This is a genomic window from Streptomyces sp. NPDC002232 (assembly GCF_042890295.1).
Lineage (GTDB): Bacteria > Actinomycetota > Actinomycetes > Streptomycetales > Streptomycetaceae > Streptomyces.
The window spans coordinates 1,071,350-1,093,721 of record NZ_JBIARV010000003.1; the positions used below are offsets into that span (position 1 = coordinate 1,071,350).

General features: G+C 73.0%; 18 protein-coding genes. 9 read left to right on the forward strand and 9 right to left on the reverse strand.

Annotated elements, in window-relative coordinates; genetic code table 11:
- Nucleotides 1–147 precede the first annotated feature (147 nt).
- Together ACFYXU_RS17250 and ACFYXU_RS17255 are read left to right on the forward strand one after the other, a co-directional pair.
- Entirely contained in the window at nt 148–1,092 is a 945-nt protein-coding gene (locus ACFYXU_RS17250) for a LysR substrate-binding domain-containing protein (RefSeq protein WP_389405663.1), read from the forward strand.
- A 106-nt stretch (nt 1,093–1,198) separates the two neighbouring features.
- Entirely contained in the window at nt 1,199–1,534 is a 336-nt protein-coding gene (locus ACFYXU_RS17255) for a UBP-type zinc finger domain-containing protein (RefSeq protein ID WP_389405662.1), read from the forward strand.
- A 73-nt stretch (nt 1,535–1,607) separates the two neighbouring features.
- Here the strand turns inward: ACFYXU_RS17255 and ACFYXU_RS17260 are convergent, their stop codons facing one another.
- The 4 genes from ACFYXU_RS17260 to ACFYXU_RS17275 form a co-directional block, all read right to left on the reverse strand.
- The gene (locus ACFYXU_RS17260) at nt 1,608–2,051 is read right to left on the reverse strand and encodes an SRPBCC family protein (protein WP_376516520.1); all 444 of its coding nucleotides are present in this window, start codon (nt 2,049–2,051) and stop codon (nt 1,608–1,610) included.
- Nucleotides 2,052–2,216: 165 nt separating this feature from the next.
- A complete protein-coding gene (locus ACFYXU_RS17265) occupies nt 2,217–3,119 on the reverse strand; it encodes a class I SAM-dependent methyltransferase (RefSeq protein ID WP_389405661.1) in 903 nt (300 codons plus the stop codon).
- A gap of 139 nt (nt 3,120–3,258) precedes the next feature.
- A complete protein-coding gene (locus ACFYXU_RS17270; protein ID WP_389405660.1) occupies nt 3,259–3,813 on the reverse strand; it encodes an SMI1/KNR4 family protein in 555 nt (184 codons plus the stop codon).
- 74 nt (nt 3,814–3,887) lie between these two features.
- The gene (locus ACFYXU_RS17275) at nt 3,888–5,348 is read right to left on the reverse strand and encodes a catalase (RefSeq protein ID WP_376516527.1); all 1,461 of its coding nucleotides are present in this window, start codon (nt 5,346–5,348) and stop codon (nt 3,888–3,890) included.
- Between the two features lie 343 nt (nt 5,349–5,691).
- Here ACFYXU_RS17275 and ACFYXU_RS17280 point away from each other — a divergent pair, with 343 nt between their 5' ends.
- Nucleotides 5,692–6,939 carry an aromatic acid exporter family protein gene (locus ACFYXU_RS17280; RefSeq protein WP_389405659.1) on the forward strand — a complete coding sequence of 416 codons (1,248 nt, stop codon included), beginning with the start codon at nt 5,692–5,694 and terminating at the stop codon, nt 6,937–6,939.
- Between the two features lie 44 nt (nt 6,940–6,983).
- Entirely contained in the window at nt 6,984–8,471 is a 1,488-nt protein-coding gene (locus ACFYXU_RS17285) for an MFS transporter (RefSeq protein ID WP_376516531.1), read from the forward strand.
- A gap of 23 nt (nt 8,472–8,494) precedes the next feature.
- Here the strand turns inward: ACFYXU_RS17285 and ACFYXU_RS17290 are convergent, their stop codons facing one another.
- On the reverse strand, nt 8,495–9,349 hold the full coding sequence (locus ACFYXU_RS17290) for a DMT family transporter (protein ID WP_389458246.1): 855 nt from the start codon (nt 9,347–9,349) through the stop codon (nt 8,495–8,497).
- 258 nt (nt 9,350–9,607) lie between these two features.
- On the opposite strand from ACFYXU_RS17290, the gene ACFYXU_RS17295 reads away from it, so the two are divergent.
- Nucleotides 9,608–10,390, forward strand: coding sequence for an SAM-dependent methyltransferase (locus ACFYXU_RS17295; RefSeq protein WP_389458248.1), 783 nt, complete (start codon nt 9,608–9,610; stop codon nt 10,388–10,390).
- 147 nt (nt 10,391–10,537) lie between these two features.
- Here the strand turns inward: ACFYXU_RS17295 and ACFYXU_RS17300 are convergent, their stop codons facing one another.
- The gene (locus ACFYXU_RS17300; protein WP_389458250.1) at nt 10,538–12,277 is read right to left on the reverse strand and encodes a glycoside hydrolase domain-containing protein; all 1,740 of its coding nucleotides are present in this window, start codon (nt 12,275–12,277) and stop codon (nt 10,538–10,540) included.
- A 727-nt stretch (nt 12,278–13,004) separates the two neighbouring features.
- Between ACFYXU_RS17300 and ACFYXU_RS17305 the strand changes: the two genes are divergently transcribed.
- Nucleotides 13,005–14,225 (forward strand): MFS transporter, encoded by a 1,221-nt coding sequence (locus ACFYXU_RS17305; protein ID WP_389458253.1) that lies wholly within the window; start codon nt 13,005–13,007, stop codon nt 14,223–14,225.
- 15 nt (nt 14,226–14,240) lie between these two features.
- On the opposite strand, the gene ACFYXU_RS17310 is transcribed toward ACFYXU_RS17305, so the two are convergent.
- Nucleotides 14,241–15,119, reverse strand: coding sequence for an EamA family transporter (locus ACFYXU_RS17310; RefSeq protein ID WP_389458255.1), 879 nt, complete (start codon nt 15,117–15,119; stop codon nt 14,241–14,243).
- A gap of 50 nt (nt 15,120–15,169) precedes the next feature.
- Between ACFYXU_RS17310 and ACFYXU_RS17315 the strand changes: the two genes are divergently transcribed.
- Nucleotides 15,170–16,018, forward strand: a complete 849-nt coding sequence (locus ACFYXU_RS17315; protein WP_389458257.1) for a MurR/RpiR family transcriptional regulator — start codon at nt 15,170–15,172, stop codon at nt 16,016–16,018.
- Between the two features lie 140 nt (nt 16,019–16,158).
- Entirely contained in the window at nt 16,159–17,328 is a 1,170-nt protein-coding gene (locus ACFYXU_RS17320; RefSeq protein ID WP_389458259.1) for an extracellular solute-binding protein, read from the forward strand.
- Between the two features lie 90 nt (nt 17,329–17,418).
- On the opposite strand, the gene ACFYXU_RS17325 is transcribed toward ACFYXU_RS17320, so the two are convergent.
- Nucleotides 17,419–18,162, reverse strand: a complete 744-nt coding sequence (locus ACFYXU_RS17325; protein ID WP_389405654.1) for a FadR/GntR family transcriptional regulator — start codon at nt 18,160–18,162, stop codon at nt 17,419–17,421.
- A gap of 165 nt (nt 18,163–18,327) precedes the next feature.
- Nucleotides 18,328–19,587 (reverse strand): haloacid dehalogenase-like hydrolase, encoded by a 1,260-nt coding sequence (locus ACFYXU_RS17330; protein ID WP_389405653.1) that lies wholly within the window; start codon nt 19,585–19,587, stop codon nt 18,328–18,330.
- A 445-nt stretch (nt 19,588–20,032) separates the two neighbouring features.
- Here ACFYXU_RS17330 and ACFYXU_RS17335 point away from each other — a divergent pair, with 445 nt between their 5' ends.
- On the forward strand, nt 20,033–22,345 hold the full coding sequence (locus ACFYXU_RS17335; protein WP_389458261.1) for a SpoIIE family protein phosphatase: 2,313 nt from the start codon (nt 20,033–20,035) through the stop codon (nt 22,343–22,345).
- The last annotated feature ends 27 nt before the right edge of the window (nt 22,346–22,372 follow it).

Below are 22,372 nucleotides of genomic sequence, written 5' to 3' on the forward strand. Positions count from 1 at the left end.
CCGGGGCTTCGGAACCGGCCCCGGCGTGTGCCGGTATCATGCGCCCACCGAGCCATACCGAACCAATGCCAAAAGGCGCTGGACCCATACCGAATCCGGTATGCACACCTCCGGCGGTCCGCACACGGAAACGGAAGGAGCCCGGCGATGGATCTCCTGGACGGCCGGCTGAAGTTCCGGCACCTCACCCTCCTCGTCGCGATCGTGGACCACGGCAGCGTGGGGCGGGCCGCCGAGACCCTCCACCTCACCCAGCCCGCCGCCACCCGCACCCTCCGCGAACTGGAGGGCATCGCCGACCTGCCGCTCTTCGTCCGCATGCCGCGCGGCATGCGGGCGACGCTCTACGGAGACGCGCTCGCCGAACACGCCCGCGCCGTGATCGCCGAGATGCGGCGCGCCGGGGAACACCTCACCGGGCTGCGCCAGGGCCGGGAGGGGACGGTCACCGTCGGCGCGCTGCTCGCCGGCACGAACGTGCTGCTGCCCCGCGCCGTCGCCCAGCTCAAGCGGGAACGGCCCCAGGTCACCGTCGTCGTGCGGGAGGGCACACCGGACGTCCTCCACCCGGCCCTCCTCGCGGGTGAACTGGACGTCATCGTCGGCCGGGTGGGCCCCGCCCCCAAGGAAGGGGACGGACTGCGCCAGCGACGCCTCTACCGGGAACGCATCCGGCTCGCCGTCCGCGCGGGACACCCCCTCCTGGACGCCCCCGACACCACGCTCACGGACGCCCTCGACCACCCGTGGATCCTCCCGGTCGAACAGACCGCCCTGCGCCAGGAGCTCGGCGCCCTCTTCGCGGACCGGGGCCTCGCCCTGCCCGCGGACCGGGTCGAGTGCACCTCGATCCTCACCATGCGGGCCCTGCTGCTCCAGACGGACATGGTCGCGCTGCTGCCCGAGCTGGTCCTGCGCGCCGACGAGCACCTCGCCGCGCTACCGGTCGAACTCCCCTCGGTGGGCCGCACGGTGGGCACCACGGAGGCCGCGCACCGCACGCGGACCCCGGCCCTCCAGGCCCTGCTGCACCACCTCGACCACGAGGCGTCCCTCCTGCGCGAGACGCTCTGCGGGCCGGGCGGGGACTAGGAGGGCGGCGGCATCGCGTGCATCTGTCGGCGCCCCGGGGGCCGAAGACATGAAGGAGGACCGGGCTGCCACCGTGACGGGGCGGTCCGGCATGGGAGGAGGACGGATGGACGGCGACGTGGGATGGGTGGTCGCGCCCGACGGCGGTCGGCCGGACGGACGGCCCTGCGCGCACCTGGACCTCCTGACGGAGTCCGAAGTGCCCCTGCCCGACGGGCCGGCCGTCTGCGCCGCCTGCGAGGCGCGCGGCTGGACCTGGGTGCGGCTGCGCCGCTGCGTGACCTGCGGCCACGTCGGCTGCTGCGACAGCTCGCGGGGCCTGCACGCGTACGACCACCACGTCCGCAGCGGGCACCCGGTCGTCCGCTCGCTCGCTCCGGACGAGGACTGGGCCTGGTGCTTCGCCGACGAGGTGTTCCTGGTGCGAGGGACCCGACCGTGAGCGGTCCTCTACCGGCCGCCCGCGCCCTACTTGAGCGTGCGGGCGTCCCTATGCCGCCGCCGGAGCCCCGGCGCTAGCCCTGCCGGCGCCCGGCCGCCGAAGGGAGTTGTGCGGCCACTTCGTCCCCCAGCCGCTCGAACTCGGACCGGAGGAAGGGCGCGGCCAGCCGGGCGAGGCCCTTGAACCGGAACGAGGCCGTGTAGGTGACGAGGGTCGTCGTGGGCGACCGTGCCGTGAAGGTCATGTCGTCGGTCGCCGTGACGGTCTTGTTCTCACCGACGAACACGAGCCGTCCCGGTTCACGGATGTCGAGCCGGTAGAGCAGCTCGCTGGTGCGGCCGCGGAAGCGCGAGGTGTTCCGCCATTCCGCGCCCTCGCGCACCGGTCCCTCCCCGACCCGCACGCACCTGACCGTCCCGGGATCCCATTCCTCGGTCGTGGAGAAGTCCTCCATGTACGCGATCAGATCGCCGAGGGGAAGTCCGACGAGAATGTCCCGCTTCACCGTGATCAGCACAGCCGTCTCCTTGCCGGCTCGCAGGGCCGGATCGATGTTTCACAGACCTACTGCCTTCGGACCGTGAGGCGCTCATGGATGCACGACCCGGCATCGTCCCACGGTCGCGTCGATTCGCCTTCCGGCGACGCCGCGGGGGTAGAGAGCCCCGTCGATCATTCATGATCACGTCACCATGAGCACGCTCATTCCGGGAACGAACGAACGACCTCGACGGACCGCCGGCCCCGGAGCGCCCGGTCTCGTGCCCCACACCGTGAGCATCCCGGCCGACAGCGCCGCGCACGCGTCCGAGTCCAGGTAGCGCACCGCCGCGTCGATCCCGGCGCCGTCGATCAGCCCGGTCGCCACCATCGACGCCCGGCTCCGCTCCCACGTGTCGGCCCAGAACCGGCTGATCGGGCTGCCCCGCAGGAGCGGCGGCACGTACATCTCCGCGCCGACCGCCCGCAGCCCCGCCCCGCGCAGCAGCCGCGGATACGACGGCACCCAGGACACGTCGGTGCCGATGGAACCGCGCAGCCCCCGCCACATCGCGCGCATGGCGGCGGCATAGGGCGTGTCGGCCGCTTGGTCCTCGGGGGCACCCGTACGGCCGCTGGTCAGGTCCACCGCGTCGCTGAGGACCAGCACCCCGCCCGGCGCGACCAGCCCGGCCAGCACCGACACCATCCGCTCGTGCTCCGGCAGGTGCATCAGCACGAACCTGGCGTGGACCAGGTCGAACCGGCCCGGGGCGAAGTCCGGTGCGGTGATGTCGGCCCGCAGCACGTCGAGCCCCGGAACGGGTCGCTCGGCGAGGAACCGGACGTCACGGTCGACCGCGAGCACGCCCGCCACCCCCGCCTCGCCCAGCAGGCGCCGCGACACCGTGCCCGTACCGGCGCCGATGTCCAGGCAGCGCCACCCGGGCCCCACGCCGAGGGCCCGCAACCGGGTCAGGGTGAGGTCGTCGTAGGCGAGGGCCCCGAGATCGATCCGCTCGTCCTCACCCGGCTGCTCGGGCCGGAAGACGTCCCGGCCGTACCGGCCCGCCTCCGCCCCGTCGCCTCCGGCGCGGGCGCTCACGCCGCCACCCGGGTGAACCCGCGCGCCGCGGGGAGAGGCCCGTCGGACGGAATCCTCGGCATCATGGCCGGTCCTTTCCACTCCACGCACACGCTCGAACGACTGCCGCCGGGGAGGGCCGAGGACGGGCGGCGCCCCGCTACGCGCGCGAGACCAGTCGGCGCGCGGCCTGGGCCCACGGTTCGGGCTCGGCCACGTCGTCCCCGTCGTGCGCGTCCTCCTCGAACCAGCCGGTCCCCGCCAGCCACGTCTCCAGCCACGCCGCCAGGCTGACGGAGTCGAGGAACCAGCACGGCTCCCACGAACCCCCGCTGTACGGATTGGGCTCGAACAGCAGGACCTGGCCGTCCTCGTCGAGACAGTCGACGGCCGCGTACATGCCGCAGCCCCAGGTCAGGATCGGTACGACGCCCTCGGGCCACTCGGGGTGCTCGGCCCCGGCGGAGGCCTCCCGCCGCGTCAGGTACTCCCCGACGACGGAGCCGGGACCGAGCAGAGGCAGCAGCCGGTAGTCGGGGCCGAAGCCGCCGTCTGCGACCTCGCGGTACAGCCGCGCGAGCAGCGGGTGGAGCGCGAAGCCCAGCTCGCCCTCGGCCCGCGCGATCCGGCCCGCGTCGAGCGGGGCCGGAAGCCCGGGGCCGTCGGACACGGCGCGCCGGGCGACACGTCGTACGAGGTCATCGATGTCGGTCATGACGCCGATGCTGCCAGAGCCCACTGACAGGCCGCCCGGTGGCCGTTCCGCCCGACGTCCGGCCCCGCGGGTCCCTAGGAGGACCGCTGGGCGCGGACGCCCTCGGCGATGCGCTTGCCGAGGGCCGCGTCGATGTTCGTCCAGTAGGTGAAGGCCCGCTCCAGGACGGGCTCGGTCACACCGTCGAGGAGGTGGCCGACCACGTTGTCCACGAGCCGGTCGCGTGCCGCGTCGTCCAGGACCTCGCGCACGAGCGTGCCGGCCTGCCCCCAGTCGTCGTCCTCCGGGTGCGAGACGTAGGCCGCCCGGGTGATCTCCCCGTCGGCCGACCAGCTGGGAGGCGTCCCGTACCGCTCCGTGTCGGCGGCCGGTCCGCCCTTGGAGTTCGGCGCGTAGACCGGGTCGGAGGTCTTGCGGTACGCCATCGCCCCGTCCTTGGAGTACGTGTGGACGTCGACGACGGGCGCGTTCACCGGAAGCTGCTGGTAGTTGGTGCCCAGCCGGGCCCGGTGGGCGTCCGCGTACGAGAAGAGCCGGGCCAGCAGCATCCGGTCGGGGCTCGGCCCGATCCCCGGGACGAAGTTGTTCGGCTGGAAGGCGGCCTGCTCGATCTCGGCGTGGTTGTCGGTCGGGTTGCGGTCGAGCGTCATCCGGCCGACGGGGATGAGCGGGTAGTCGCCGTGCGGCCAGACCTTGGTGAGGTCGAACGGGTTGAACCGGTACCCGGCCGCGTCCTCGAACGGCATCACCTGCACGTGCAGGGTCCACGACGGGAGGTCCCCGTCCCGGATGTGCTCGAACAGGTCGCGCATGTGGAAGTCCGAGTCGGCCCCCGCGAGGCGGTCCGCCTCCTCCTGGGGCAGGAACTCGACGCCCTGGTCGGTCTTGAAGTGGTACTTCACCCAGAAGCGCTCGCCGGACGCGTTGATCCACATGTACGTGTGCGAGGTGTAGCCGTTCATGTGGCGCCAGGTCCGGGGGATGCCCCGGTCGCCCATGAGCCAGGTGACCTGGTGCGCGGACTCCGGGGACAGCGTCCAGAAGTCCCACTGCATGTCGTGGTCGCGCAGATTGCTGTCGGCCCGGCGCTTCTGGGACCGGATGAAGTGCTGGAACTTCATCGGGTCCTTCACGAAGAAGACCGGCGTGTTGTTGCCGACCATGTCGTAGTTGCCCTCGGAGGTGTAGAACTTCACCGCGAAGCCGCGCGGGTCCCGCCAGGTGTCCGGGCTCCCGCGCTCCCCGGCCACGGTGGAGAAGCGCGCCACCAGCTCGGTGCGGGTGCCCGGCTGGAAGAGGGCCGCCTTCGTGTACCGGCTGACGTCGTGGGTGACCTCGAAACGGCCGAAGGCGCCGCTGCCCTTGGCGTGCGGCTGGCGTTCGGGGATCCGCTCCCGGTTGAACTGCGCCATCTGCTCGATCAGGTAGGCGTCCTGGAGGAGGATCGGTCCGCCCGGCCCGACGGTGAGCGAATGCTCGTCGCTCTCCACCGGGGCCCCGGAGTCGGTCGTCGTCGCAGGTCGGCTCTCGGTCATCGGTCTGCCTTTCGTCGTTGCCTCCCCACCCTCTGCCCCGTCGACGCAGATCGCTACCCGAAAACGGACGATCTAATTCCTGGCGGGCCGCCAACGGGCGCGGCCGAAGAGGTCCCGGCCCCCTCAGGTCCCGCGCGACCGGCAGAGCGCCGACGACGGCTCCGTTCTCCCTTCCGGCCGGGCCGTCACGGGACGTCCCCGAGGCGCGACGGAGCGCCGCCGTTCCCCCGAAGCGGGGGCAGTCCCTGGTCCGCCCGGACGTACCCGGGCATGGGCCCGGGGGAGTCGGGGCAAGCGGACGTCCAGACGGCTTCTGCGGGGCGGCGACGGGACGAGGTGGGGCGTGGCACGCGGCCGAGGACGGCACGACCGGGACGGCGGGCCGTTCGCGCGCGACGGGCGGCTCGCCCGCCTCCGCCGCGACCCCTTCGCCGTCCAGACCGTACGGTCCACGGCGGCGGCCACCCTCAGCTACGTCGTCGCCCTCCGGCTCAGCAGCGAACCGGTGCCCCTCACCGCGCCCCTCACCGCCCTCCTCGTCGTCCAGGTCACGCTCTACTCCACCCTCACGACCAGCCTCCGCCGGGTGAACGCGGTCGTCGTCGGCGTCCTCATCGCCATCGCGTTCAGCGTCGTCGTCGGCCTCTCCTGGTGGAGCCTCGCCCTCGTCATCCTGGCCTCGCTCCTCGTCGGCCGGATCGTGCGGGTCGAGGAGTTCGTCCCCGAGGTCGCCATCAGCGCGATGCTCGTCCTCGGCGTCACCCAGGTCTCCGACACCGCCTGGGACCGCGTCCTGGAGACCCTGATCGGCGCGGTCGTCGGCATGCTGTTCAACCTGTTCCTCGCCCCGCCCGTCTGGGTCGACACCGCCGGCGACTCCATCGAGGACCTCGCCCGGCGGATGCGCCTGCTGCTCCTCGACGTGGCCGACGAGTTCACCGGCTCGCCCCCGGTCGCACAGGCCGCGGCCCGGCTCCACGAGGCCCGCCGCCTCGACAACGACGTCGCCGACGTCGACGGCGCCCTGCGCACCGCCGAGGACAGCCTGCGGCTCAACCCCCGGGTGAAGGAGGGCCTCCTCCACCGGGTGGTGCTGCGCACCGGGCTCGACACCCTGGAGATCTGCGCGGTCGTCCTGCGGGTCCTGGCCCGCACCCTCACCGACCTGGCGAAGCACCGCGACGGGGACCAGCTGCTTCCCGAGCGCGCCGCCCTCGCGCTCCGCGAGACCGCCCAGTACACCGCCGACGCCCTGGTGAGCTTCGCCGTCCTGGTCACCGCCCGGGGCAGCGAGGACGCCGAGGCCGCGGAGACCCGGCTCGCGGGCGACCTGCGGGCGGCCAGGGCCTGCCGCGACGCAGCCGCCGACCGGCTGCTCGCCCTCGCCCTCGCCGATCCCGGCCGCTGGCAGCTGTACGGGGCGCTGCTCGCCGAGGTCGACCGGGTCCTCGACGAACTCGACCCCGAGCACCGGGGCCGGCGGCTGATGGAGGAGCTGGACCGGCACGTCCGGGAGAGCCACGACCGTCGCCGCCGGCTCACCCTCCGCGACCGGTGGGGCCCCCGCCGGACCGCCCGCGCCGACGCATGAACGCTCGTGTGCGGAGGATCCGCACCGGCGAGGAAAGGAGCACCATGGGCGCGACACGCTCTTCGGCGGGAGCCGGGACCGGCACGGTCACCACCGCCGTACCGGCCCGGCTCGACCGGCTTCCCTGGTCCCGCTGGCACTGGATGATCGTCATCGGCCTCGGCACCGTCTGGATCCTCGACGGCCTCGAAGTCACCATCGTCGGCAACATCGCCGGCCGGCTGGCCGAGGACGGCAGCGGCCTCGACATCTCCGCGGCCCAGGTCACGGGCGTCGCCGCCGCCCTGTACGTGGCGGGGGCGTGCTCCGGGGCGCTGTTCTTCGGATGGCTGACCGACCGCTACGGCCGCAGGAAGCTGTTCATGGTCACCCTGGTCGTCTACCTGGGCGCCACGGCGATGACGGCCCTCTCCTTCGACGCCTGGTGGTTCTTCCTCTTCCGCTTCCTCACCGGCTTCGGCATCGGCGGAGAGTACGCGGCCATCAACTCCGCGATCGACGAGCTCATCCCCTCCCTCTACCGGGGGCGCGTCGACCTGATCATCAACGGCAGCTACTGGCTCGGCGCGATCGGCGGAGCCCTGCTGTCGATCGTCATGCTCGACACCGACATCTTCCCGCAGGACGTGGGCTGGCGGCTCAGCTTCGCCCTCGGCGTCGTCCTCGGGCTGGTCATCCTGCTGGTGCGCCGGCACGTCCCGGAGAGCCCACGCTGGCAGTTCATCCACGGCTACGGCGAGGAGGCCGAGGAACTGGTCACCTCCGTGGAGCGGGAGATCGAGGCGGAGAAGGGCGCGGAGCTGCCGCCGCCGGCCGGTGAGATCACCATCCACCAGCGCAAGAGCATCGGCTTCGGCACGATCGCGAAGACCGTCTTCGGCCGCTATCCGCGCCGCGCCGTCCTCGGCCTCGCCCTCTTCATCGGCCAGGCGTTCCTCTACAACGCGATCACCTTCGGCTTCGGCACCATCCTGATCACCTTCTTCGACGTCCCCACCGGCAGCACCGGCTACTACTTCGCCGTGATCGCCGCGGGCAACTTCCTCGGCCCGCTGCTGCTCGGCCGCCTCTTCGACACCGTCGGCCGCCGGATCATGATCTCGGGCACGTATCTGCTGTCGGGTCTGCTGCTCTTCGGGACGGCCTGGCTCTTCGACCGCGGCTCGCTGTCGGCGACGACGCTGACGGCCTGCTGGTGCGTGGTGCTGTTCTTCGCCTCGGCGGGCGCCTCCAGCGCCTATCTGACCGTCTCCGAGATCTTCCCGATGGAGACCCGCGCCATGGCCATCGCCTTCTTCTACGCGCTGGGGACGGCGGCCGGCGGCATCACCGGCCCGCTGGTCTTCGCCGAGCTGACGGAGTCGGGCGTCGTCGGGGACACGGTGCTGGCCTTCCAGATCGGTGCCTCGCTGATGTGCGCGGCGGGGATCGTGGCGGCCTTCCTGGCGGTGAAGGCGGAGCGCCGCTCGCTGGAGGACATCGCCGAACCGCTCTCCGCGGTACGGGAGGGCGCCGACGGGGGCAAGGCCTGAGCGGCGGTCACCGGGGCGGCGGGTCAGGCCGTGCGCGCGCCGCCCCGCGCCAGCGTGAAGACTCCGAGGACGATCAGCGCGACGCCCGCCAGCTGGGGCAGCAGCCACCAGCCCGACCGCAGGTGTTCCTCGTACAGCAGGACGCCGAGCAGCAGGCTCACGGTGGCGTCGCCCAGGGTCAGCGCGGGCTGGGAGGCGACGAGGGGGCCGCCCTGCATGGCGTGTTCGAGCAGCAGGAGGGCGGCGATCCCCGCCGCGCAGAAGGCGTAGGTCTGCCAGGCCGTCAGGAAGCCGCCGACGCCGGCGTCGCCGAGGATGTGCATGGACGTCTTCATGAGGGCGGCGGTGAGCGCGTAGCAGATCGCCGTCGCGGCCCCGAGACACGCCGCCCGCGTACGCCCCGCCGGCCGGCGCAGACCGACCGCGGCGAGGGCCGCCACGGCGACGGCGCAGGCCACCAGGACCGGCACCCAGCGCTCCACCTCCACATGGGTCCGGTTGCCGGTGGGCGAGGCGGCCGCGAGCGCGATCCCCAGCCCGGCCACGACCGCGCCCACGGCCGCCCAGAGCCGGGAGGGGAGCCGCTCGCGCGTCAGGAGGGAGGCGATCAGCAGGGCGAGGGGCAGCTCCAGGACGAACAGCGGCTGCACGAGGGCGAGCGGTCCGGTCGCGAGCGCCGCCGCCTGCCCGACGCCGGCGGCGATGACGGCGAGGATCCCGGCCACCCACACGGGGCGGTGCAGGAGGTCGAGGATCAGTCCGGGCCGGAAGGAGTCGGACTGCGGGACGGTGAGCGCCGCACGCCGCTGGAGCACGGTGGCCCAGGCGTTGCTGAACGCGGCGAACAGGGCGAAGAGGACCGGCAGGACGACGAGCATCCACCGATCCTCACGGCGGCCGCGTCCGCCCCGGGGAGCGACACCGGCGGGCGACGCACGGAGGACCCGGTCGGGCCAACGGCGGAAGCGGCGGGCGATCGGCACACGCGGCACGTCTCGCCGGTTTCCCACCGGGTGCGTCCCGCGCCCCGGGACGACACCGGCCGAGGCGCGGGACAAAGCCGAGGCTACGTGAACATCAGAGGCAAAAGAGCCTTGGAATGGGGGAGTTGGGGGGCACTGGGTTACGTTGAGGCCGTGACCGACATCGAATCGCGCATCGACACCTCCCGGCCGCACACCGCCCGGATATGGAACTACTGGACCGGGGGCAAGGACAACTACCCGGTGGACCGGGAGGTCGGCGACCAGATCCGGGCCCTGCACCCCGGGATCGGGGACTACGCGAAGGCGGACCGGCTGTTCCTGGGACGGGCGGTGCGGCACCTGGCGGAGCAGGTGGGCATCCGGCAGTTCCTGGACATCGGGACGGGCCTGCCGAGCGCCGACAACACGCACGAGGTCGCCCAGCGCGTCGCCCCCGACGCGCGGGTCGTGTACGTGGACAACGACCCGCTCGTCCTGGCACACGCCCGCGCCCTGCTGGTCGGCACGCCCGAGGGCCGCACCGACTACCTGGACGCCGACCTGCGGGACGTCGACGCGATCCTCGCGGCCGCGGGGAAGACGCTCGACCTCTCCCAGCCGGTCGCGCTGATGCTCCTCGGGGTCGTCATCTTCGTCGAGGACGACGAGGAGTCGTACGGGATCGTCCGCCGGCTCATGGACGCGCTCGCCCCCGGAAGTCACCTCGTGCTGTCCCACACGGTCACGCACCCCGACATGCCGGACGTCGACGCGGCCGTGGCGTTCTGGAACGAGCACGGCACGCCGAAGCTCACCCAGCGGACCCCCGCCGCCGTCGCCCGCTACTTCGACGGCCTGGAACTCCTCGACCCCGGCGTGGTGTCCTGCTCCGCCTGGCGCCCGGAGCGACCGACGCCGGACGTCGCCATGTACGCGGGCGTCGGCCGCAAGTGACGGCGGACGCGGGCGTCGGCCGCGCGTGACGGCGGGTCGGGGGCGCGGCGCGACGCCCCCCGACCCGCCCTCCGCGCGCCAGGCCCGGAGGAGCGGCCGACGGGCTGGGCCCGAGCCGTCGGCCGCTCCTCCCGCGTGGTGGCGCGTTCACTTCCCGGACTGGAGGGCGCCCCACGTGGCGGACTCCACGACGCCGTCCGCGTTCAGACCGCGCGAGGTCTGGTAGTCCCGCACGGCCTGCTCCGTGTCCGGCCCGAAGGAGCTGTCGAAGGGCACGCTCCGGCCCAGGGCGGCGGTCAGGGCACGCTGGAGCCGGGCGACGGACTCTCCCGTCGAGCCGCTCCGCACGGTCGGGGTCGCACCGTGGGCCAGCAGCGCGGTCCAGGTCCTCGGCCCGATGACACCGTCCGCGGTGAGTCCCCTGCTGCTCTGGAACTGCCCCGCGGCAGTGGTCGTGGAGGGGCCGTAGGCCCCGTCGGCGGCCCCCGGGTCGTATCCGGCGGTCGTCAGCAGGCACTGCGCCGCCGCGACCTGCTCGCCCGTCGAACCGCTCTGGACCGTGGGGTACGCGGTGAAGGCGAGGTTCGTGTCCGAGCAGGCGGACGCCTGCGCACCGGCGCCCACGTCCAGGTAGTCGCGGTCGATCGTGATCGAGTAGCCGCCGTAGGACTCCTTGACCTCGCCCGCGTACTGGTGGATCCGGCGGTGGTCGGCCCAGGAGCCGGCCGGTACGTAGGAACCGGTCTTGACGTCGGCGGCGCCGTTCCACCAGCCGAAGAAGATGTGGTCGACCCTCGTGTAGGCGCTGTTGTCGTACGCGCCGGCCGCGTCCTTGATGCCGGAGGAGGCGCTGGAGTAGAAGCCGGACAGGTAACTGCCGCTGTGCAGCCGCTCGGTCCAGCCGGACAGGTACGACAGCACGGCCGCCCGGCAGGAGGCCGTCGAGGTGTAGGACTCGATGTCGCTGTAGATCGCGCTGCCCGTGGGGATCCCGAGGCCCTTCGCCGCGGTGATGGCGGCGGCGGCCGCGCTGACGCCCTGCGACTTGGCGGTGGCGGGGTCGGAGGACATCCGCTGCGCGAAGCTCGTGCACGGGGCCTGGCGGCCGACGTCGAGCGGGATCAGCCGCCATCCGTTGCCGGTCTGGTGCGTCACCCAGCTCGCCGTCAGGTTCGGCTGCGCGCAGGCACGGAAGGAACCGCTGATGTAGACGCCGACGGCACGGTACGGCGAGCTCGACCTCCAGGCGTCCATGGCGGCCTTGGAGGGCGCGGTGCAGGTGTCGAAGCCCTTGCCGAGGTAACTCCCGGGCTGCGGCCCCGGTGCGGCCCGGGTGGTCTCGGGGCGCGGGCGGACCAGCTCGGTGCGCTCGGCACCCTCGGTCAGCTCGGCCGAGTCGAGCGTGGCGCGCACCAGGCTCTCGGTCTGCGGGGTGTGGAGGGCCGTGACCAGCACGCCGGCGTCCTCGACCGCGACCTGGATCGTGTCGCCGCTGGACCGCGCGTCCGGCACCGAGGCCGTCCCGCGCAGGGTCCGTGCGGTCGCCGCCGTGGTGCGCGCGGCGGAGCCGTCCGTGATCGGCTCCACCACGATCCCCGCCGTGCGGCCGATGAGGTGGGCGGGGCAGTCGTTCTCCTCGGCGGGCTCCCCGAGGAAGACGGCGGGGGTGTCGAAGCGGAGGCAGGCCCGCGGGTCGGCGGCCAGGTCGACGACCCGCCAGTCGGCGGGCACCGCGATGCGGTAGCCGTGATAGCTGACGATCTGCCGGCCGGTCGTGGGCGGCGAGGCGGCCGCGGCCGGGCCGGGCGCCGTGGCCGCGCCGATTCCGGCGAGAACCGCCAGGACGGCGGTCCCGGCACGGGCGGGCCAGGTGGTGCGTGACGACATCGGAAGGACTCTCCTACTGGGGTGCGGAAGCGAGGGGAAGAGAGGAGGGGGAGGGGCTGGGTCGTCCCGTACGGAGGGCGCCCCGACCCCCGGTGGAGTCGCCGGCCCCGCGCGGCGTTCGGACGCCGCCGTGCGGGGCCCCGGGGCCGATCAGGATCGGGCGGGTCGTCCGTGGCCTTCCGTCAGGCCTGCCCCGGCCAGGGCCGAAGTGCGGGCGTATCGCCTGATGTGCCGCGGCATCACGTCTCCGTCCTGAGTGCTGAATTCCCATCAGGTGCCGAGCCGAGTGTGACGCTCTGCCACCCTTTGTGTCCACATGGTCACCATCTGTCAGGGAATCGGACCATCGGAACAAGCGACGGCCGGGCAGGTCACGACGAGCGCGGAACCGGGCCGCGCCCCGGCCTGTCGGCTTCTGGACGCGGGGGACGAAGTCGCCCGGTCGGGCGCGTCCCGACTCCCGGGCGCGCCGGGCCGCGAAGTTCGGACGGCACGTCACCGGAGCGCCCTCCGCAGCCGACCACGCCGAGTTCGAGGGGGCGCCCCGGACGGCCCGCTGTAGACGCGCGCGGGGGAGGCCGACGCGTGTCCGACGGCCTCTCTCGCGCGCGAGCCGGTACGGGCCGAGGGCTGATCGTCGACGTCGGAAACCTGCCGGAGACCAGCGGGGATTCCTGTTGGACTGGTCGTCACGCTCGTACGTGTCGACCACTTCAGGACGGGATCCATGTCCACGGCAACCCCTTCTCTCGCCCAGCCGTCCACACCGCCGGACGGCCCGCCCCGGGCCTCCTGGCCGGCTGTCGTCGCGGTGATGCTGGGGATCTTCTCCCTCGTCACCGCCGAGATCCTGCCGATCGGTCTGCTGACCTCCATCGGCGCGAGTTTCACCGTCTCCGACGGGGTGGCCGGTCTGATGATGACGATGCCGGGGTTCCTGGCCGCGATCGCGGCACCCGTGGTCACAGTGGCCACGGGGCGCGTCGACCGCAGGGTCATGCTGGCGGCGTTCATCCTCCTGCTGGCACTGGCCGACTTCCTGGCCGCCGCCGCGACGAGCTACTGGCTGGTCCTGGTCTCCCGCGTCCTCGTGGGCGTCACCATCGGTGGCTTCTGGTCCGTCGGGGCCGGACTCGCCGGTCAGTTGGTGCCGGCCGCCTCCGTGGGCCGCGCGACCTCGGTGATCTTCTCCGCGGTGCCGCTCGGCTCCGTGCTCGGCGTGCCGCTGGGCACGTTCATCGGTGACGTCGCGGGCTGGCGGACCGCGTTCCTCGCCATGGGCGGCTTCACGCTGGCCGTTCTCGTGCTGATCCTCGCCGTCGTCCCGTCCCTGCCCTCGGACCGGGCGACGCGTCCGGACGTCCTCCGGGGCATGCTCCGGAGCGTCGACACCCGCTACGCTCTGCTGACCACCTTCCTCGTGGTGCTCGCCCACTTCGGCACGTACACGTACGTCACCCCCTTCCTGGAGCGGGTGACGGGCGTCGCTCCGGGGCTCGTCACGGTGTATCTGCTCCTCTACGGAGCGGCCGGCATCGCCGGCAACTTCCTCGGCGGATCCGCGGTGGGGCGCTTCCCGAGGGCCACCTTCGCCGTGGCGGCGTGCCTGATCGCCGCCGCGACCCTGCTCCTGCCCGTGCTCGGACGGTCGGACGCGGGCGCGGTGGCGCTGCTGGTCGTCTGGGGCGTCGCGTACGGAGCCGTCCCGGTCTGTTCGCAGACCTGGTTCGCCCGTGCCTCCCCGGACCGTCCTGAGGCGTCCTCGGTCCTCTTCACCGCCTCCTTCCAGGCCACCATCTCGCTGGGCGCGCTGGCCGGAGGGGCCGTCCTCGACCACTCCTCGCCCGCGACGGTCATGGTGCTGGGCGGGCTGCCGGCCGTCCTGGCGGCCCTGGTGGCCGGGGCCCACCGGGCGACGCGGCACCCCTGGCCCGAGTCCGCCCGGTAGCCGGGTGGGGCCGCGTCAGGGATGGGCGAGTTCCAGGACGGCTATCCCGGTCACCACCAGGGCGCCGGCCGTGATGCGGCGGCGCCCGAAGGGCTCGCGGAACAGCACCAGGCCGATCAGCGCCGCGAAGACGATGCTGGTCTCGCGCAGGGCGGCGACCGTGGCCAGGCTGCCGTGGGCCTGCGCCCACACCACGAGTCCGTACGCCAGCAGGGACAGCACCCCGCCGGCCAGACCGCGCCAGAGGACCGGCCTGAGCCGGGCCGTCAGGGAGCGGCCGCGAAGGGCCCAGGCCAGCAGGGGCAGGACCGGCCCCTGGCAGAGGAAGAGCCAGGCGACGTAGCCTGCGGCGCCCGACGGGGACTGCCGCACCCCGCTGCCGTCGACGAGGGTGTACGAGGCGATCATCACGCCGGTTCCCAGGGCCGCCGCCAGTGCCGGCAGCTGCGCGCGGCCGGGCAGGCCGTCGGCCAGGGCCAGGTCGACGAGGCCGAGGGAGATCACCAGCACGCCGAGGGTCTCCGGCGCGGACAGCCGCTGGCCGAGCGCGGTGGCGGAGACCAGCGCCACGAGCAGGGGCGAGGTGCCGCGGGCGATCGGGTACATCTGGCCGAAGTCGCCGAGCCGGTACGCCTGAAGGAGCAGTGCCTGGTAGGCGACCTGGAGGACGGCCGAGGCGGCGAGGTACGGCCAGGCCCTCGGGTCCGGCAGGGGAGTGAGGCACACCACCACGGCGGCGCACCCGGTCGTGGCGAGGTTCATCAGCACGAAGACCGCCAGGCGGTCGTCGGCCTTGTGGGCCAGCGCGTTCCACACCGCGTGCAGCAGCGCAGCGGCGAGCACCACCACGGGCACGGCAGCCGCTCCCGTCATCGGCGACAGGGCCAGGGACATCGACGTCCTCCTCATCCTCGTGGAATGTGATTCCGCGATACTATGTCGGCATGGAATCTCATTCCGAACCGGGTCCGCAGCTGGCGGCACACATCCGCGCCCGTCTGCCGCAGCTGCGCGACGCCGAGGCCCGCGTCGCCCGCGTCCTCCTCGACCAAGGCGCCGACCTGGTGCGCCTCAGCGTCAGTGACGTCGCCGTCCTGGCCGGGGCCGCCCCCTCGTCCGTCGTCCGGGCCTGCCAGCGCCTGGGCTTCCGCGGATACCAGGAGGTGAAGATCGCGGCGGCCCGCCAGGCCCCGAGCCCCCGCCCCGCCGACGATCCGGACCCCGCCGCCCGGGCGCTCGCCGACACCGTGCGGGCCGCGAAGGAAGCCCTGGACGGACTGGCCGCCACGCTCTCCCCGACCGCGCTGCGCTCCGCGGCCGCGGCCCTCCACCGGGCGCCGCGCGTCCTGGTCGTGGGGGCGGGCCTGTCCGGAGCCGTGGCCGCCGACGCCGCCTACCGGCTGCGCGCCCTGGGCTGCGCCGTCGACGCTCCGCCCGACGCGATCACCGCCCAGCTCTCCGCCGGCCTGCTGCCCGCGTCCGGCGTCTGCCTGGCCGTCAGCCACACCGGCGCCACCCGCAGCACGGTCGACGCCGCCCGCCGGGCCCGCGCGGCGGGAGCGGACGTCATCGCCCTGACCAGCTACGCCAACTCGCCACTGAGCGGGACCAGCACCTGCACGCTGGTTGCGGGCGGCCAGGACCTCATCTTCGGGCTGGAGACCGTGGCCTCCCGGCTGGCCCACCTCGCCGTCGTCGACGCCCTGACCCAGACCCTGCTGACCCTGCGCGGCGCCGACGCAGAGAAGGCCCTGGACCTGTCGGCCGACGTCACCGCCGACCACACGTACTGACACGGCAGGAAAGGCGGGGCCCCGGGCGCGGCGGGAAAGCGTGGCACGTTTGCACCCTTTGCCCGTTTTCATCGAACCAGTCAAGCGGAAGGTACTATCCTCAGGCCATTAGACCTTTAGTTGTTCCTCGGGAGTTCCGCATGTCCACTGACCGGCGAAGGCGCCTGTTCGCCGCCGTCCCCGCCTGTACGGCCCTGTTGACGACCGTCTCCCTGTCCGGCTGCGGCTTAGTGGGGAGCGGACCCGAGATCCCCGACCGGGCGACCCTGAGCGGCGCGAGCTCCGTGGACGAGGTCGGCGGGATGGAGACGCTCGTCGCCGCCGCCCAGCAGGAGGGTAGGCTCAATGCCGTCGCGATGCCCGCCACTTGGGCCAATTACAGCGAGATCATCGACCGTTTCGAGAAGCGGTACGGGATCGACGTGACCGTGGAGAACCCGGACGGCACGAGCCAGGACGCCATCCGCGCGGTCCAGGAGGACCGCCCCCAGGACAAGGCCGTGGACGTCGTGGAAGTGGGCGTGGCCCAGGCCCAGGCCGCGGCGGACCAGGCGCTCTTCGCCCGCTACCGCATCGAGCGGGACCGGGACATCCCCTCGGGGCGCAGGGATCCCGGCTCCACGTGGTACGCCAACTACGGCGGCTACATCTCCATCGGCTGCGCGGTCCAGTTCATGAGGATCTGCCCCGACACCTTCGCGGACCTGCTGAAGCCCGAGTACAAGGGGAAGGTCGCGCTCAGCGGCGACCCCACCAAGTCGAACTCCGCGCTCTCCGGCGTCTTCGCGGCCGCGCTGTCCGACGGCGGCTCCTTCGACGACATCACCCCCGGCGTCGAGTTCTTCGCCAAGCTGACGGACCGGGGCAACTACATCTCCGTCAAGCCGACCACGGAGTCGATCAAGAGCGGGAAGACGCCCATCGTCATCAACTGGGACTTCAAGAACTCCACGTCCTGGAAGGCGCTGCTCCACACCAACGCGCAGTGGGCGGTCGCGATCCCCGAGGACGGCGTCTTCGCCGGCCACTACGCCACGGCGATCAACCGCAAGGCCGCTCACCCCGCCGCCGCGAGGCTGTGGCAGGAGTACCTGTTCAGCGACGAGGCGCAGAACCTCAGGCTGAAGGGCTTCGCCCGGCCCGTCCTGATGAAGCCGATGCAGAAGTCGGGATCCCTCGACGTGATCGCGGCGGGCTGGCTCCCGAGGCTCCCGCACGACCAGTCGGTCGTCCCGTCGAGCGCTCAGATGGCGAAGGCCGGCAAGGCCGTGGGCGAAGGATGGAGCCGGGCGACCGACGGCGCGCGCTGAGGTCCGCACCGGGTCCCGTCCCGCGGCTGAGGTCCGCACCGGCCCCCGTCGGGCGGCTCAGGTCCGCACCGGGGCCCGCCGCGCGGAGCGTCAGCCGAGGAAGCCCCGGAGCAGGGCGGCGGTGCCGGCGACGTGGTCCTCCATCACCGAGCGGGCGGTGTGCGCGTCACCGCGCAGGATGGCCATCAGGAGGTCGTTGTGCTGCTCGTGCGAGTGCTCGATGTTGCGCTGGAGCAGCGGTATGGCGTTGAGGAGGTCGTTGAGCCGGAGCCGGGTCTCGGCGATGCTCGCGTACAGCGACGGCGAGCCGCACATCTCCGCGATCGCGAGGTGGAAGCGCGAGTCCATCAGGCGGTACGTCGACGCGTCGGCGGCCAGGACGTCGTCCAGACGGGCCTGGAGCAGCCGGCGCTCCTCCGCCGTGAGGGCCCGCTGCGCGGTCAGGGCGGCGGCGCCGGGCTCGATGACCTGCCGGAACGCCAGGGCGTCCGCGAGCTCGTCGCCCATGGTCTCCGCGATGCGGCGGACGTCGCCCTCGCTGGGCGCCGACGGGCTGTAGGTCACGAAGGTGCCGCCGTAGCGTCCGCGCCGGGGCTCGACGTACCCGGCCTGCTGGAGCGCGCGGATCGCCTCGCGCAGGGTGACGCGGCTGATGTCCAGCTGTACGGCGAGCTCCCGCTCCGGCGGGAGTGTCTCGCCCTGGGAGATGAACCCGAGCTTGATGGCGCACAGCAGGCGTTCGACGGTCTCCTCGAACGCGTTGCCCGCCCGTACGGGGCGGAAGACGACGTCCTTGGACGTTCTGCCGTCTTCGCCGAGCGCCTGGCCCATCATGGCTCCTCTTCCACCCGAACGGTGCCGGACACGGGCATGCTCCCGCGACCCCACAGTAACGCCTATGGACTGGACAAGGCGCCTAAAGGGGACCACATGCGGGCGGGGCGCCGGTCGAACGACCGGCGCCCCGCCCCCTGTCCTGCCGAAGGGTGCTCCCTCGGATCAGAAGACCCGGTCCTGCTGGTCGGGGATGATCCGCCCGTCGGTGTCGACGACCGGACTCTTCGCCCCGTCGGGCCGGGTGAAGCCGGCCGTGGAGCACGGGTAGGCGGAGGGCAGCTGGGGCTTGGCTCCGATGAACATGGGGTTGACCAGCCACTTGCCGTCGCTGTTGAAGTACGAACGGCACATGAGTTCCGGCTTGTTCCGGTTCAGGACCAGACGCGCCTTCGTGGCGTCGCCGACGAAGGTGACGTCCGTGTCGGAGTCACCGGCGCCGAACACCTGACGCTTCGAAGCGGGCTGCTGGCGGAAGGCGGCGGCTCCCTTGACGTGCAGCAGGTTCTGGTTGACGAAGCAGCGCTTGCCCTCGATGTAGGGGATGACGGAGTCCTTCGCAGCGCCGCCGCAGTCGGCGAGACGCGGCGTCAGCCTGCCGCCCGCAGAGAGGGTCTTCACACCGGTGACCTGCTGGGGTCCGAGCCCCACGCCCTCGGCCCAGACCTCGACGACCGGCTGTGCGGAGGCGGAGACGATGCGCACGTCGAAACCGGCCCGCTGGAGGGTGGAGATCAGGTTCTTCTGCTGCGGGTAGTAGCGGGCCCATCCGGTGACGTTCTTGGTGCCGACCCGCTGCTCGGTGCCTTCCGGGGCGGCGAGGTTCTCGGCCCGGGCCTGGCGGGCGAACCTCTTGACCTCGTCGGCGCTGTAGCCCGAGAGCAGCTGGGCGGCCCAGGCGTAGGACGGCTCCATGCGGCGGTGGTCGTAGCCGGAGAAGGCCGTGTCCCCGGCGGTCGTCTCGCCCTCGCTGTAGACGGAGAGGATCTCGTCGGCGCAGTCGGTGTCGGAGCCGGTCGGGAGCGGCCGGCCGGGCGCCGCGGCCGGCCCGCAGGCGGCCTTGAGCGCCGTGGCGGCGGACGGGGTGAGGTAGCGGCTGGTGGTCGTCCAGTCGCCCCGGCTGGGCTGGCGGACCTTGCCGTTCCGCAGCATCCAGAACGTGGTCGCGTCGCCCACGTCGTTCTTGATGACGGTGTTGTCCCAGTCGAAGAGGGCCAGGCGGCCCCTCGCGCCGGAGCAGCTGCCGTTCTCGTCGATGAAGTCCTGAAGGGCCTCGCGGTTGTCCCCGTACCAGGCGAGGTCCTTGCTCAGTTCGGGGCACGACCGCACCGTCGTCGCCGGATTCGCCGAACTGGGGTTCGCGGCAGCGCATGTGGCGGTCGCCACGAGGGCGGCGACGAAGGCGGCCGATCGAACGATCTTCATGTTCCTTCTTTCCGTCTGATCCGGGCGGCGGAAGGCCCGCGAGGGAGAAGGCGGGCCGGCCCGGACGGAGAGCCTACTAGAGAAGGTCTTAGGTCAGACCTTTGAGCCATAGTAGCCGTGGGGGCGGGGGAGGTTCCGTGCGCGTTTCGCCTCGGTCGCCGCCCGATCGACAGGGCCTCCGGCCCCACCGGCGACCACCCGACGAGCCCCTGGGTCGACGGCGGTGCGTCGCGCGACGCGTGGGCCGGCGTGCTGTCGCGACCCACCGGGGCCCGGCCCGCCGACACCACCCGTCCGGGCGGGGCGTTCGGCGTACGGAGCGCAGCGGGACCGTCGCCGAGCGTGAGGCCGTCGTGCGCGCCCGCGCGACGGCGAGGGTGCATCCTGGAGGCAGGGGCGACCTCCGGGGCACCCCATCGTCGTCCTCAGCGAGGGAGCACGCGACGTGAGCCTCTTGGACCGGCCTTCGGGCTCCGACGGTGCCGGAGCACAGGACGTCGCGGTCCTCCTCCTCGACGGCCGCGGACGCGTCGTCTGGTGGTCCCGCGCGGCCGAGGAGCTGATGGGGGACACCCCCGAGGACGCCGCCGGGCGGCCCGTCGAGGACGTGCTGGGGACGGGAGCGCCGGAGACGACCGTCGTACGGCTCCCCGCCGCCCCCGACGGAGGGTCCCTCCTTGTCTTCCGACCCCCGGCCGGAGCGGGCCGTCCCGACCGCGACGGCGAGCTGGCCCGGTCGCTGCTGAACCAGCGCCGCCTGGGCGTCGCCGAGTTCGACACGGGCCTGCGCCCGACGCGCTCCAACCCGGCCATGGAGGCGCTGCGTCCGGCCGGGGCGGACGAGGACTGGCTGGCCGCGCTGGAGGACTGCGACAGCGAGAAGCCGGTGCGGGAGCTCCTCACCCGGGTGATGACCGACGGAACCCCCGTCGTCGGCGTCGACTGCCGCTCCGGCCCGGCGGGATCCGACCCGGTCCTGACCCTGGCCTGCTTCCCCGTCGACGACGCCGACGGGACCCGCGTCGGCCTCGCCGTCGTCGCGACCGAACCCACCGCGCGGCTCCGCGCCCACCAGCGGATCACCGACGCGTACCGCCGCGCCTTCGAGATCGGGGAGTCCCTCGACGTGGTCCACGCGGCCAGGGACCTCGTCGAACTCCTCGTACCCGGCCTCGGTGACCTCGCCTGCGTCGACTTCCCCGACGACGTGCTGCAAGGACGCGACCCCACCCTCGGGTACCCGGGTTTCGACGCCTCCGCGCCCCGCCGGGTGGCGGTCAAGTCCGCCGACGGCGCGTGGCCGTCCGCGATGGTCCAGCCCGGCGAACGCATCCCCCCGGTACCGGACCGCGCCTCGAACGCGGCCGTCGCCGTCGGCGCGGTGCTGAAGGCGGACGCGGCGGCCGTACGGGCCATGCTGGGCGGCGATCCGGAGCTGGCCGCCCGCATCATGCCCGAGGGAATGCACAGCACCCTCGGATGCCCGCTCTACCACCGCTCCAGGCTCTTCGGATACGTGTCGGTGTGGCGCACGCGCACCCCCGGGCCCTTCGGCGAGGCGGAGGTACGGCTGCTCCAGGACCTGTGCGACCGCACCGCCGTAGCCCTGGACAGCGCCTACCGCTACATGAGGGAGCACCGCGCCGCCCTCGTCCTCCAGCGCAGCCTGCTCCCTCCCGCGGTGACCGTGAGCGCCGCCGCGGAGACCTCCGGCATCTACCTCCCGGCGAGCGGCAGCGTCAGCGTCGGCGGCGACTGGTTCGACGCCCTTCCGCTGTCGTCGATGCGGACCGGACTGGTCGTCGGCGACGTCATCGGACACGGACTCCAGGCCACCGCCACCATGGCCCGGCTCCGCACCGCGGTCCAGACCCTGGCGGATCTCGACCTGCCGCCGGACGAACTCCTCACCCACCTCGACGACCTCGTCCAGCGGATGCAGGCCGAGGCGGAGCACCCGGACGCCGTCGGCGCCTCCTGCCTCTTCGCCGTCTACGACCCCGTCAGCCGCTTCTGCCAGATGGCGTCCGCCGGACATCCCGCCCCCGGCCTCGTCCTGCCCGACGGCAGGACCGAGTTCGTGCCCGTCGTCCCCGGACCCCCGCTCGGCGTCGGCGACAACCCCTTCGAGACCTGCGAGGTCGTCCTGCCCCCCGGGAGCGTCCTCGCCCTGTACACGGACGGCCTGGTGGACTACGACCACGACATCGGCCGGGGCGGGGAGGAGCTCCTGCGGAACCTGCGCCGGTTCCACGCCCCGTCCCGGCCCCTGGAGGCGGTGGGACGGGACCTGATCGCCTGTCATCCGAGTCCGGAGCGCCCCGCCGACGACGTCACCCTGCTGCTCGCCCGCACGCGCGCGGTGGCGGCGGAGGACACGGTCCACTGGGAGTACCCGGCCGACCCGGTCGCCGTCCACGACGCCCGCGCCGACGTCGACGGCCAGCTCGACACCTGGGGTCTCGAGGACCTCCGGTTCTCGACCGAACTCATCGTCAGCGAGCTCGTCACCAACGCCATCCGGTACGCCGGCGGCCCCGTCGGCCTGCGTCTCATCCGCGGCCCGGTCCTGGTGTGCGAGGTCTCCGACCCGAGCAACACGCAGCCGAGGCTGCGGCGGGCCCTCATCACCGACGAGGGCGGCCGGGGCATCTTCCTGATCGCCCAGCTCGCGGCCCGCTGGGGATGCCGCTACGGGGCGCGGGGCAAGACGATCTGGACGGAGCAACCGCTCCACCTGGCGGGCCTGCCGGCCTGACCGCGCCGGGGCGCGCCCCCCCCGGAC